Source organism: Vibrio ishigakensis, from assembly GCF_024347675.1.
Lineage (GTDB): Bacteria > Pseudomonadota > Gammaproteobacteria > Enterobacterales > Vibrionaceae > Vibrio > Vibrio ishigakensis.
This window is the reverse complement of record NZ_AP024881.1, coordinates 2340263-2353846: the sequence shown is the minus strand read 5'-3', so window position 1 is coordinate 2353846 and position 13584 is coordinate 2340263. Positions and strand designations below refer to the sequence as shown.

Sequence of the window (13584 nt, the reverse complement as noted above, 5' to 3'; positions counted from 1 at the left end):
GGTGTCTATTCAAGTATTTAAACCGAGCGACCGAGCTATTGAGATCGCAACCAAGATACTCTTGGTTGCCCTAGCTACTCTGCTGATAGTGTCGGCAATCATTACGGTATTCCCGTTTGTCTGGTCTGCGCTTTTGTCTACCCGTGACCGTAGTGAGATCTTCGGTACTGGCATCAGCCTAGCCATCGGCGATAGCCTTAGCTACAACTACGAGCGCCTGCTAGAGATCATGCCGTTTTGGCAAGCCATGTTTAACTCTATCTACGTGGCGTTTCTAGGCACCAGTATCTCGCTGCTGTTCTGCAGCATGGGCGGCTATGCGTTCGCGGTATATAAATTCCGTGGCAAGTCTCTGCTGTTTGGCATGCTGGTGGGCTCTATGATGATCCCGCCGGTGCTGAGCCTTATCCCATACTTCATGATAGTGAAGTTCTTGGGACTGATTGATAACCACCTAGCGGTATGGCTTCCGTTTACCACTACGCCATTTGGTATCTTCCTGATGCGTCAGCACGTTGTGGCTTCTATCCCTAAAGAGCTTCTTGAAGCAGCCAAGCTAGATGGTGCTGGTGAGTTCAGAACCTATTGGAGCGTTGTGCTTCCACTGATGAAGCCAGCACTAGCGACTCTAGCTATCGTGCAATTCGTTTTCTTCTGGAACATGTTCATGCAGCCTCTTGTAGTGCTGACCTCACCAGAAAACTACGTAATTACTCAGGCGCTTCGAAGCGTACAGGGCATTCCAAACACCCCATGGGGCGCGGTAATGCTTGGCACCACAATCTCAATTCTTCCACTAGTAACAGCTTACTTATTTGCATCTCGCCAAATGATTAGCGGCTTAACGTCGGGCGCGGTGAAAGGTTAAAAGACAATTATGATTAAGTATCACATTCCTCAAGATTCAAAATTGCGTAGCCGAGACTTCACCTTCGGCGTGGCGACCTCTTCATATCAAATCGAAGGTGGGGCGGACCAGGGTGGTCGTACTCCATCTATCTGGGACACCTTCTGTCGAAAACCAGGAGCGGTAGATAACGCCGACAATGGCGACATTGCTTGTAATCACTATGAATTGTGGCAGCAAGACATCGAGATGATTCAATCTCTAGGGGTGGATGCCTATCGCCTATCTATGGCTTGGCCTCGTATTCTGCCTCGTGATGGTGAGACGAACCCTGAAGGCTTGGCTTTTTATGAGCAGATCATCGATGAGTGTCATGCACGTGGACTAAAGGTATATGTGACCCTTTATCACTGGGATCTACCACAGTACCTAGAAGACAAAGGCGGCTGGTTAAATCGCGAAACCGCGTACAAGTTTGCTGAGTATGCAGAGGTAGTAAGTAAGCACTTTGGCGACAAGATTGATGTGTACACCACGCTAAACGAACCGTTTGTTTCTGCGTTCCTTGGTTATCGCTGGGGCGAGCACGCGCCGGGCATCAAGGGCGAAAAAGAAGGCTACCTTGCGTCTCACCACTTGATGCTAGGTCATGGCTTGGCAATGCCAGTGCTGCGTAAGAACGCACCTAACGCTATACATGGTGTGGTGTTTAACGCAACACCGTCTTACCCACTTACCGAAGCAGACCAAGGTGCGGCGGATTACTGCGAAGCGGAGAACTTCCAGTGGTTCATTGACCCTGTATTAAAAGGCGAATACCCAGCTGCGGTAATGGAAAAGCGTGCCGATGCCATGCCGATGATCCTAGAGGGTGACCTAGATATTATCTCAGCACCTGTGGATTACATAGGTATCAACTATTACACCCGCAGCGTGGCACGATTTAACGATCAAGGCGATGTTGAGACCATCAAGATGGAAGAGTCAGAGAGCACTTTCATCGGTTGGGAGATCTATCCTGACGGATTGCGTGACCTTCTGATTCGTCTGCACAACCGCTACGAAAATATCCCACCTATGTACATCACCGAAAATGGCGCGGCTGGCAACGATTCGGTTGAGAATGGTGAAGTTGATGACGAACAGCGCGTGCGCTACTTCCAAGGGCACCTAAATGCGGTGGATGAAGCGATAAAAGAAGGTGTGCGTGTTGATGGTTATTTTGCTTGGAGCTTGATGGATAACTTCGAGTGGGCCTTCGGCTATCGCCAACGCTTTGGCATCGTGCACGTGGACTATGCAACCCAAAAAAGAACATTGAAAAACAGCGCTATTGCTTATCGAAATATGCTTCTAGAGCGCGCAGAGGAGAACAAGTAATGGCTAAGGTAGAGTTTCGCAATATCAAGAAATCCTTTGGTGATGTAGAGGTCGTTAAAGAGTTTGATTTCACCGTAGAAGATGGTGAGTTTGTTGTATTCCTTGGCCCGTCAGGCTGCGGTAAATCAACCACACTGCGCATGCTAGCCGGCCTAGAGAGCATCAGCTCTGGTGATATCTATGTGGGCGACAAGCTGATGAACAAGATAGATGCTAAAGACCGCGACTTGGCTATGGTGTTCCAAAGCTATGCTCTGTATCCGCACATGACGGTATACGAGAACATCGCTTTTGCTCTGAAGCTCAAGGGCATGTCTAAGCCGGATATCGATGCTGAGGTGCGCAAAGCAGCTAAGATGCTTGAGCTTGAGCAATTGCTAGATCGTAAGCCTAAAGAGCTATCAGGTGGTCAGCGTCAGCGCGTGGCTATGGGCCGCGCCATGGTGCGCACTCCTAAGGTATTTTTGTTCGATGAGCCTCTATCCAACCTAGATGCCAAACTGCGTGGCGTAATGCGTGAAGAGATTAAACAGCTTCACCGCGAGCTAAAGACCACCACTATCTACGTAACCCACGATCAGATTGAGGCGATGACATTAGCTGATCGCATCGTGATCCTTAAAGATGGTTATGTGGCACAGGTGGGTACACCAACCGAGGTGTTCCAGCGCCCAGCGAACAAGTTCGTCGCTCAGTTTATCGGTAACCCTTCTATGAATATGCTTGATGCCAAGTTGGTGGATCAAGATGGTGATTGGAAGGTGCAGATTGGCGATATCACTATCCCACTGCCTGAGCGCTTCAAGGCACATGCATCAAAGAATGTGGATCTTCATTTTGGTGTTCGCCCAACGGACATTCACCTGCGTGCAGAGCAGGTAGACCACGATCGCGTATTGCCAATTCCTGTGGCGATCAAAGATAAAGAGCTTCTTGGTGCGAGCATACTTCTTAAAACAGAGATCGCTGGCCAGCCTCTTATGATTGAGACTCAGGCTGCAGAGGTGAATAGCGAAGATACCACCTTGTATCTCGACCTAGATGCTATCCATCTGTTTGACTCTATGAGCGAAAACTCACTCGCTAGCTAATTTCCTTATCTAATAAACCCAATAATCAGCCCCTCCAGCAGTGGAGGGGTGAAGGACAATAATGATGAAATTTGGATATTTTGACGACAAGAATAAAGAATATGTAGCCATCACGCCTTGTACCCCAATCAAGTGGTGTAACTATGTTGGCACGCTAGGTTTTGGCGGTTTAGTGGACAGTAATGGTGGCATCTTGCTATGCAAGGGAGACCCAGCGCTAAACCGCATCACTAAGTATATTGCCCAACTTCCAAACTCAGAATTTAAGGGCTCGACCATCTATCTAAAGGTGACGGATGCCAGTGGTAAGCAAGAGATCTTCTCTCCTTTCTTCACACCGACTTTAAAGCCACTGGATAAGTTTGAAAACCACACTGGGCTTTCTTATACCCGCATTATCTCGGAAGCCTTTGGTGTGCGCTGTGAGGTGACCTTCTTTGTCCCAAGCGACGACGAGGTGCTGCTGCAGGATATCCGAGTTACTAACATCTCTGGTACAGAGCTGCATATCGATGTAGTGCCAGTGATTGAATTCACCCACTTTGATGCGCTGAAGCAACTGCTTAATGCTGATTGGGTACCACAAACCATGACTCTAAAGGCGCACCAAGACGGCGAACATACCGTGCTTGAACAATACGCCTTTATGAAGCGTGATTATGCGGTAAACCTAGTGACAGCAGACCGTCCAGTAACCTCGTTTGATGGCGATAGAGCGCAGTTCTTGGGTGAGTACGGCTACGGCAGTTGGGCTGCACCTAGGGCCCTCACTCAAGCTGAGCTGAATAACAGTGAATGCCTGCGTGGCGATAATATCGCGGCTCTTAACCTAAGACTCGGTTGGCTGAGTCCTGAGCAAACAGAGCGCACCGTGGTTCAGCTTACCCAGATGGAGAGCTTAGAAGCCGCGAGACCACTTATGGCTAAATACCGTAACCTGGATGCGGTTGATGAAGCGTTTGAGAAATTGGGTGGTTTTTGGGAGAACTACCTTGAGACGGTTCAGGTGGAAACACCAGATGCGGCCATGAACTCAATGCTGAATGTGCACAACCCGCGCCAATGCCATACCACTAAAAACTGGTCTCGCTATCTTTCTCTGTATCAGCTTGGATACGGCGCACGAGGAATCGGCTTCCGTGATTCGTCGCAAGATACTCTAGGCGTAATTACCCATATGCCAGAAGAAGCGCGTGAGCTTATAGAAAGACTACTTTCGGTACAGAATATTGATGGCTCGGCCATGCATCAGTTCTTCCCATCCACTATGGAAGCGAATGCGGGTGACTCTCGTGAAGAGGAAGATCGTCCAGATTACTATGGTGACGATCACCTATGGATCATCTTTGCGGTTACCCAGTATGTGAAAGAGACCGGTAATGCGGACTTCCTAGACAAGTTGATTCCTTTCTATCAGAAAGACAGCAAAGGTAAGCCAATCGAAGAGGGAACGGTATGGAATCACCTATGCCGCTCTATCGAGTTTACCCAGAACAACAAGGGTGAACATGGCCTACCACTGCTGGGCTTTGCTGACTGGAATGATACGGTGAATCTGCCAACCGGTGCCGAATCTATGATGGTGGCAAGCATGTTTGGTAAGGCGCTAAACGATATGCTGGACCTGTGTGAGTACCGCGGAGAAACTCAGCTAGTTGAGCAGTTCAAGCGTTACTACCTAGAGATGCAGGACACCATGAACAGCGTAGGCTGGGATGGGCAGTGGTATGTGCGTTACTTTGATGAGAAGGGCGAACCAATCGGCTCGCATAAGAACGAGCAAGGCCAGATCTACACTAACGGTCAAAGCTGGCCAGTGATCTCGGGTTTTGCTACCCCAGAACGTGCGTCCCAAGCATTGGATTCAGTGTTTAACAAGCTCAATACGCGCAACGGCATCAAGCTTTCAACTCCGGGATATAACGGCTTCGACCCTAAACTTGGAGGCGTTTCTACCTATCCACCGGGTGCGAAAGAGAACGGCGGCATCTTCTTACACGCCAATCCTTGGGTAATGATCGCAGAAGCTATTGTGGGCAATGGTGACAGAGCGTATGAGTACTATCGTCAGATCAACCCAGCCTCGAAAAACGATAGCTTAGATGTGTTTGAATCTGAACCTTATTGCTACCCGCAAAACATCCTGGGTGATGAGCATCCACAGTTTGGCTTAGGGCGAAATGCTTGGTTATCAGGCACCTCTTCTTGGACCTATGTGGCTGGTACTCAGTGGATCTTAGGTGTTCGACCTGAGATGGACGGACTTATTGTAGACCCATGTATCCCACGTGACTGGCCTGAGTTTAAGGTGCGCCGTAAATTCCGCGGGGCGACCTATCACATTCAAGTTCGCAACCCTAACGGCGTTTCCAAAGGCGTGCTTGAAATGCGTCTTAATGGAGATGTTATCGAGGGTAACAAACTACCTGTTCGCACCGAAGGTGAGCACCAGGTAGAAGTCATTCTTGGCTAAATCTTGAGAGGGCTAGTAATAGCCCTCTGCTTTCTCGCCCAGCAATCAAAAGAACAGACCTAACATGAAAAACACTATCCCTTACACAAGCTATGCCGGAAATGCCCAGCAGCTAACCACTAAAGGTGATGCCATAGAGTTTATTCAGCCTTGGTATACCCCTATTTCTACGACACCGGAAAATACCGGTATGGCAGTGGGCGGTATAGGCAATACCTTTAGCCTGACCCCAACAGGAAGTACCCCAAACTTCAGTTTTATTCCGGGCATCTTCGTCGATATCTCAGATGAAGATATCCATCTAAACGACTTTTATATCTCTATTGCCGAGGTGCCCAATCTGGACAGTCTCGGCTTGAAATCCGAGGTTGAAGCGAGAAATTATTTGGGGTATTACCCAGCTCTATTCTCAGGTAAGACAATAGATGCACACTCAAACTTGCTGGCTGAGATTAAGGCATCCCTGTCTAACGGGCGTTTCTATGCCGATAACCGAGAGAGCCTTATCCGTTGGAATATAGAGCTATCTCCGAGAAGTCTTGATGCAATAGTGAAAGATGCTTCCTCGGTACAGACCCAGATTCTGGTGGCCCTAGATTTCTTCAAAGGGCTACTAATTAATACCTCTGCAGTAGCAAGACAGCTTGATGCTGGTGGTACTAGTGAGATTGAATCTGTTTCAGCTCGAGATATCGATTATCGCGCTCTTTACCCTATGGCCGAGTATGAATATCAAGGACTGGGCGAGGTATCGTTAAGACGTAAGGTGGTTTCACCCTTGGTGAAAGAGAACGCTAAGCTTTGCAGTCTGCCTAGCCATTGGAACCATTTTGAAGTGACTAACCATGGTTCTGAGGCCAAGAGCATCACCTTGGTTCAGCCACTGCTTAACTTGCTGGGCTCTACCTATCGTAAGGGGCGTGATGGCATTCAGGATTCGTTTTGCACCCTAACGCAAAACCCAATCAATCAGGTTCACAGCAAGGTCGAGTATCAGGTCGAAGACCAGGCTTATCTCGGTATCAGTATGGGCACCAACTCACCGTTTCAAGGGGACATTGCGGGTGAGGTGAGCTTAGGTATTGCCGTAGACTCTAAGCTCATTGATTCGGGCAGAGTGAGTGTAACGATAAAGCCACAGATTTATTCGACTAACACTGAAACCGAGGTCATCAACGCCTTGATGACAGGTCGTACCGATGTTGATTTTAATCGAGGCATCTACTCAGGTCGTGAGGCATTGTCCGGCTTAGCGGTGATCAACATAGAACTAGAAGCAGGTGAAAGTTGTGAGTTGCGATTCTTGCAAACTCAAGACTACAGCAAGATAGCCCTCGGTGATTGGCATAGCCAAAAAGCCTATACCCAGTATTTTTATGACGTGCAGAGAACAGCGCAGATCAACAAGCACCTACTTGCGCGCTTTGACACAATCGAGAGCGCTCTGGTAGAGCAGCAGACCGAATATCTGGCTCTAGCGAATTCTCAGTTCGAAGATGAAAATAGAGCTGAGCGTTTTGCGACTATGGCTATGAATACCCTCTCTTTCTTAGCTGAATCTACGGTGTGGGATAGGGAGAATAAGTTCTTGGTTAAAGAGTGTGTGGACTACCCATTCTTTAACTCTCTCGATGTCTATTTCTATGGCTCTTTCTCGATCCTTTATCTACTGCCTGAAATCGATGGCTGCGTGATGAAAGATTTTGCTAAGGCTATTTTGGCGGAAGATCCAACACAGAGACGCTACTGGGAATATGAAGACAAGCCGTTTGCTGAGCTTATTGATGTTAAGTATCAGGGCACGCGTGCCGTTCGCGGTGCGGTTATCCATGATCTTGGGAGTCCGTTTGATATCCAGCCAGATGCCTACAGTTGGCATAATGTTAAAGAGTGGAAGGATCTCGCGCCTAAATTTATTTTGATGGTGTATCGCCACTATCAAAAGACGGGCAATCGTGAGGTAGTCGAGTCTTGCTGGGAAGCCATCCTTGAGAGCCTAAGTTACCTAGAAAGCTTGATAGAGCCGGGGGACCAGCTTCCTCTAACTCGAGGCACGGACGATACCTTTGATAACCTTTCATCTCATGGTATTTCAATCTACTGTGCAAGCTTGTGGGCCGCGGGACTCAAAGCTGCATCTAGCCTAGCCGAACTCATGGGCAATGCTGATATGGCTATCGAGCTGGAGGCGAAGTCGTCGGCTGTAGTGGCAGAGGTAGAAGAGTCTTTATGGGATGAAGAGCGCGGCTATTATCACTTCTTTGTAACGCCGATTCAGACCAAGCACCTTACAGGGGAAGGTGCTGAGGCTTTAAATGCAATGGGTATTCCTGCAACTGGAAATTCTATTGAAGACAAAAATGCACTCAATCTATACCTAAACCAAAGGGATGATCTATCGGTTGATAAGCTTACTGAGCGACGTGTTAAAAAGCATGCTTTAAAACAGCAGGCACCGCAGGCATTTACCTCTGATTTCGACGCTATCTTGGATTTAGATTCAGACAATAGCTTCGGCGATGCAATGCTGGCAGACAGCTACCTCAAATTGACTTCAGGCTCTGGTCTATTCAAGTCTGAGCGCGTGCAGCGTTCCCTTGAGTTTACCCGTCAAACTAACTTCCTAGGTAATAGCCCTAAGGTTGGGGTAGCGAACATGACCTTGTGTGACGGCATGCCTCATGAGGCCTTCCAGGCGCAAGATGTATGGATTGGGGTTCAGTTTAGTGTAGCCACCGCCCTTAAACTAAGTGACAAACCCATTCTTGCGGAAGAGCTGATGGATACAACCTATCAAGCACTGTATAGCCTTGCGCGTATTCCATTTGCTGCGCCAGAGGGCTTTAACGCCTCATGTGCGGTAGATGAAGAATTGCTGAATGGCTTAGGCGTGCATGCAGAGGAGTCGAAAGCCTGGGTTGAGGTACTAAAAGAGCAGAGCATCCTGTTATCTGACGGTCGCGTAAACCCTGACGCAGACCTGAATATGTTTGAGTTAGAGCATCAGCAATTGCAACATCATCAAGCTAAGGTGATGGAGCTGGTGGCACAGACAAGCTTGAAATATACCGCAGGACGCTATTTTAGACCTGGAATGATCTTCGCCTATTTGTATTAAATTTGATGACTAAAGTCTCGAATAGTCGATAAAAACTAAGATATCACCTTTTGATGTCTCAAACTTAGCCCCTTTAACTCGTTTTTAGGGGCTTTATACCGTAAATATGGAATCTATTTTCGTAAGCTTGGAGTGAAACATGAAAAAGAAGAAGGCGCCTACTGTCTATGACGTGGCCAAACTTGCAGGCGTTTCTCCAAGTACCGTCTCTCGGTTCCTGAATCGAACTACCTATGTCTCCAGCGAGAAGAGCGAAAAGCTTAAGAAGGCTATACGTGAACTCGGCTATGAGACCAATCAAAATGCAGTCTCTGAGGGTAATCGCCGCTCTATGACCATAGGCGTTTTGATCCAACATCCTGATAGCCCTTTTACCAGTCGATTCCTCAATGACATGGAAAAGATGTTGTTGTCATTGGGCTACTCACCGGTTATCGCAACCGGCCACTGGCAGCGTAACCTTGAAAACGATGCTCTTGATTATTTAGTGAAGAGTAATGTCGATGGGATGATTATCGTCACCGGCAATATCGAAGAAGAGAAAATAATTCAGGTGGCGCAGAACATACCTGTCGTCGCCATTGGTTATCAGGTGAAAGCGCCGAATGTATGCAGCATTCAATTCGATAATACTATGGGCGGTTATCTCGCCACCTTACACTTGCTACAGCAGGGGCATGTAAATATTGCGCACATTAAGGGGCATTCGGGACAACCAGATGCGATCAATCGCTTTGAGGGTTACAAGAAAGCACTGGCTGAGACTGGGATCCGTTATAGAGCTAACCTAGTCAAACAAGGTGATTTTAGTAGTGAACTCGGCTACGAAAAAACTGTTGAGCTCATCGAATCCAATATCCATTTTTCTGCTATTTTTGCAGCGAACGATCAAACCGCTTACGGAGCAATCAAAGCGCTGACAGATAATGGCTATAAGGTTCCAGAAGATGTGTCTGTGGTCGGTTTCGATGACCTGCCGACGTCTCAGTACTTTACGCCAGCAATCACTACGCTGCGCCAACCTATTGAAGAAGTTGGAGTTATCTGTGCTCGCTCGATCATCAATATGCTCAATGGCGATCCTTATGAGACACGTATACCACCCATAGACCTTATGGTGAGGCAGAGTACTCGCTCTATCTATGAGGCAGTAAAAGAACCCTAAAAATCGGCCCGACTATTAGTCGGGCCGATTACTTTTAGAACTTGTGTTGATATTGAATACCAACTATCAATGCGTCTGGCGTGACTGTGGCGGCAACATTTTCAGTGCCTACAGCCTCAAGTGACTCATCGACTTGTGTTGCTTCACCGATTACCCAGCTTACACCAAGATCTACCGTACTGTTATCATTGAAGTGATAGCTGCTACCAAAGGAGATCCAATGGCGGTCACTATCAGGAATCGAGAGTGAAGTCAGCTGATCAATAGGAGAGGCGTCAAACATATAACCAGTGCGCAAAACCCAGTTCTTGGAAAGATCATATGTCGCACCGATTGAAATATGTCCAGCATCCTTCCAGTTGTAGTCTTTTATCGTCTCATCATGACTAGGAGAGGTCAGAGCATCAAATTCAGACCATTTTACCCATTGTAAGCTATAGTGCAGTGCTATTTGGGGCGCCAATTTATGCCAACCGGAGAACTCTGCCATGTCTGGAAGAGGTACGTTCATTTTGGAGGCTGGTGCCTGCCCCATTTTATTAATTGTCCCTTCAACTTCGATATCTGGGCTATAACGATAAGAGAGACCAAATTTGTGGTTTTCATTTATCTGGTAAGTAACGCCAAGGTTACCGCCTAAACCAAAGCCATCCGCATCAACATTTAGAAGACCTTTGTCGTTACCAGCGCCTTTGTCACGATAAATTTCACCGGTGCCGTAGATGACGTCAAGACCAGCACCTAAGTTAATCTTATCTGTCAGTTCATATGCAATAGCGACACCAGTATTGATGCTACTTAGGTAGGTTTTGCCCCCAAAACTGTTTGCTTCAAACGAATCATCATACTCGACATTGGTTCCGAAGTTCGAATGCACGGTAAAACCTAAGGTGAACTTGGAGTCTTGCAATGGGTGCACATAGTGAAGATTTGGGACTAGGGTACCAGCTCCAATACTCTCATCAGGAAGAGACTGGGTATCACCTCGAACGGGAGTGTATTGGATATCCGTTACGTCTACACTACTGTCGATGTAAACAGCGCCTAGAGATAGTGAAGGTTGCTCAATATAAGCCATGGCTGCGGCGTTTTTCGAGACGATAGCTGCGCTGTCAGCAATAACTGCATCACCGGCAAAAGCGCGGCCCAGGCCAGTTGCCGATTGAGAGTTAAGTTGGAACCCTGCGGCTTGAGTTAGGCAGGGTAGCAGCAAAGTGGATGCTGCAATTACTTGATATTTATTTTTCATTTTCAGCAGCCACCTGTGTTTGTACATGTTCTAGGTTAGTAATGCCGACTTTAACTCCGTCGGTGTCAACCATATAAGCGACCATCTCTTGTTGGGTTTTCGTTGCGTCTCGAACGAAGTCCATAACTTCACCTGTAGGAAGACTTGGTAAACCTGTCTCGTCCATTGGACCTTCATATGGGAACATGTAAGTACCATGCCCTCCCGTAGTTAGCCTTACAACGCCACGGATTGGGGCACCAAATGTGGTTTCTTCTGTGATGGGAGCTAGATCGAGCGCTTTGATAAGCGGATTTGTACCAGTACGGATGTTGTTGTCAGCCGAGTTTGGTACCACAGTGTCTGGCATATATTCACCAACTTCACAGGTATCACCACAGTTACCAACTGCTTCAAGAAGCAGAGTCGGTTGACTGTTCTCAGATTGACGAGATGTGAAACTTGCTGGGTCTGATGAGTCGATAGTGAGTTGAACGCCTTGAAGTAATTCAGGCTCTATCAATGCCCACGCATCATCTTTAAGAGAGGTGATAGCATCAGCATTCTCTTGTGATTCAGATTCAAACTCATGCAGTGCAACAATACACTCTTCGTTAGTTGCCTCTTCTGTACATATATTCGGTAACAGGGTTTCAGCTAGGCTACGCTCAACATCTGAAGAGTTTTTCACACCTTCAATCGTTTCTGGTCTTAGGGTGTGAGAGTTCAGAACCAAGTTTGTTAGACCTTGACCCGGAACTACAAAGTTCGCCGTTTTAAATGTCAATTCAGGATGGTTTTGGCTGAACTCAGAGATCATTACAGAAGTAATACCACCCAGTGATAGACCAATTAGGTGTACGTTGTCTTGGTCAACCCAACCAAGAGCATTAAGTGCACTGCGCAGACTGATAAAGTCAGCAACGGATTGCTGCAAGTTAGAACGCAGAGCCAGTGGGGAGTCAATATTGATGAAATAAGACTTTTCGGCCCTCGCGCTGATCTCTTGCTCAGGGTTACCTTGGTCAGCTTTGCCATAGCGAATACGAGTGCCGTGATATGGCATATCGATAGCTACAACGGCATAGCCATTACCTGTAAAGTCTTTAAGCATGGTAGAAACCGTGCCCTTCTCACCAGTAACACCGTGAACAAAGATAACGGTTGGTAGCTTAGTTACTCGATCCCAACCATCAGGAACGTAAATATCTGTTTCCAAGAGTTCTTTATATTCAAGATCAGTGATTTTAGGCGTTGGGTTGTCCTTTGTCGGAAATGCGCCATCTTCCGTGGTAATCCACTGAAATAGCGGTTTGCATGTGTTTTTCAGATCGTACTTATTTAGATCGCACTCTAGTTCTTCACGTTCTTTAGTGAATGGTAGATAGAATGGTGCCTTTAGATCCACTCGGTACAGGTCGTAATAATCTTTGAATTCGCGCTGTTTCGTTTCATCAGAGGGATAGCTTTCAAACTCTGCTTCGCTCAAGCTAAGCTCGACCATAGCATCTAGTAAGGCGTAAGAGTGTTGCGTTGTGAACTCTGCAGCATACACAGGGTTGCCGGCATCGGGTGCTTGTGCGATGGCGCGATCTACTTGCTCTCTCAACTCTTGTTGTTCTGGCGGCAGTTCAGCAAGGTTAACCGAGACAAGGTCTGTGAAACTTTGGTCTGCTTGCAGAGCGTCACCGTTTTCGGTTTTCACGCCGTCGGTCACAACAATATGGTAGGTAGTGTTATGTTTTAAGCTTGCTTGGCACTCAATCTTGATTTCTGAGCCTGTTGCAGAAAGCTTAGTTGGAACTAGGTTGCCAGAGTCATCGATCAGCAGCACGTTGCCACCGAGTGAGTTGTGATCTAGAGGGTGTCTCTGTTCTGAATCTGCAGCTTGCACAGGAATTAAAATTGGTTCAGCGCATAAGCCCCAGCCATCTAGTGCAGCGTAAGATTGAGTGAAATCTTGATAGTAAGTGTGCTGCTCTTCATAAGCAGGCTCATCTACACCTGAAATTGTGAGGTCATCATCATAACCATAGCCGTCGTTAGGCTTAGGCAGTTCATTGAGATTGTAAGGAATATAGACAGATGCTTGGTCAGCATTTGATGTAGTTTCTGAATTACAGCCAATTAGAGACAAGCCAAGTAGTGCGTATATGCAGTGTCGAGTAAAATTCGGCAAAACGACTCCTTATATAGTGTTCGTGGTGGGGGAACATCGGCAACAACTGAGTTATTGCCGATGGGTGGAGCATTCCAGCGAAACAGCTACCAAAATGACCGAA

8 protein-coding genes are annotated in these 13584 nt (G+C 47.3%); 6 read left to right on the top strand and 2 right to left on the bottom strand.

Annotated elements, in window-relative coordinates:
• Position 1: 1 nt before the first annotated feature.
• The 6 genes from Pcarn_RS10750 (at position 2) to Pcarn_RS10725 (ending at position 10074) form a co-directional block, all read left to right on the top strand.
• Positions 2-868: a carbohydrate ABC transporter permease gene (locus tag Pcarn_RS10750; RefSeq protein WP_261833867.1), complete on the top strand. Its 867-nt coding sequence runs from the start codon at positions 2-4 to the stop codon at positions 866-868.
• 9 nt (positions 869-877) lie between these two features.
• Positions 878-2227, top strand: a complete 1350-nt coding sequence (locus tag Pcarn_RS10745; protein WP_261833866.1) for a GH1 family beta-glucosidase — start codon at positions 878-880, stop codon at positions 2225-2227.
• Positions 2227-3318, top strand: coding sequence for an ABC transporter ATP-binding protein (locus tag Pcarn_RS10740; protein WP_261833865.1), 1092 nt, complete (start codon positions 2227-2229; stop codon positions 3316-3318). Before Pcarn_RS10745 ends, Pcarn_RS10740 begins: the two co-directional genes overlap by 1 nt.
• Before the next feature lie 61 nt (positions 3319-3379).
• Entirely contained in the window at positions 3380-5791 is a 2412-nt protein-coding gene (locus Pcarn_RS10735) for a GH36-type glycosyl hydrolase domain-containing protein (protein ID WP_261833864.1), read from the top strand.
• A 64-nt stretch (positions 5792-5855) separates the two neighbouring features.
• Positions 5856-8909, top strand: coding sequence for a glycoside hydrolase family 116 protein (locus Pcarn_RS10730; RefSeq protein WP_261833863.1), 3054 nt, complete (start codon positions 5856-5858; stop codon positions 8907-8909).
• Between the two features lie 139 nt (positions 8910-9048).
• A complete protein-coding gene (locus Pcarn_RS10725) occupies positions 9049-10074 on the top strand; it encodes a LacI family DNA-binding transcriptional regulator (protein ID WP_261833862.1) in 1026 nt (341 codons plus the stop codon).
• Between the two features lie 34 nt (positions 10075-10108).
• Here Pcarn_RS10725 and Pcarn_RS10720 read toward each other — a convergent pair whose 3' ends face one another.
• Together Pcarn_RS10720 and Pcarn_RS10715 are read right to left on the bottom strand one after the other, a co-directional pair.
• Complete coding sequence (locus Pcarn_RS10720; RefSeq protein ID WP_261833861.1) at positions 10109-11323, bottom strand: OmpP1/FadL family transporter; 1215 nt, start codon at positions 11321-11323, stop codon at positions 10109-10111.
• Positions 11313-13481: an Ig-like domain-containing protein gene (locus Pcarn_RS10715; RefSeq protein ID WP_261833860.1), complete on the bottom strand. Its 2169-nt coding sequence runs from the start codon at positions 13479-13481 to the stop codon at positions 11313-11315. The genes Pcarn_RS10720 and Pcarn_RS10715 overlap by 11 nt, the downstream gene beginning before the upstream one ends.
• Between the last annotated feature and the right edge of the window lie 103 nt (positions 13482-13584).

Excerpts from the sequence above, each read along its gene's own strand:
- Pcarn_RS10745 (WP_261833866.1), top strand. The coding sequence starts at position 878 with ATGATTAAGTATCACATTCCTCAAGATTCAAAATTGCGTAGCCGAGAC.
- Pcarn_RS10740 (WP_261833865.1), top strand. The coding sequence starts at position 2,227 with ATGGCTAAGGTAGAGTTTCGCAATATCAAGAAATCCTTTGGTGATGTA.
- Pcarn_RS10735 (WP_261833864.1), top strand. The coding sequence starts at position 3,380 with ATGATGAAATTTGGATATTTTGACGACAAGAATAAAGAATATGTAGCC.
- Pcarn_RS10730 (WP_261833863.1), top strand. The coding sequence starts at position 5,856 with ATGAAAAACACTATCCCTTACACAAGCTATGCCGGAAATGCCCAGCAG.
- Pcarn_RS10725 (WP_261833862.1), top strand. The coding sequence starts at position 9,049 with ATGAAAAAGAAGAAGGCGCCTACTGTCTATGACGTGGCCAAACTTGCA.
- Pcarn_RS10720 (WP_261833861.1), bottom strand. The coding sequence starts at position 11,323 with ATGAAAAATAAATATCAAGTAATTGCAGCATCCACTTTGCTGCTACCC.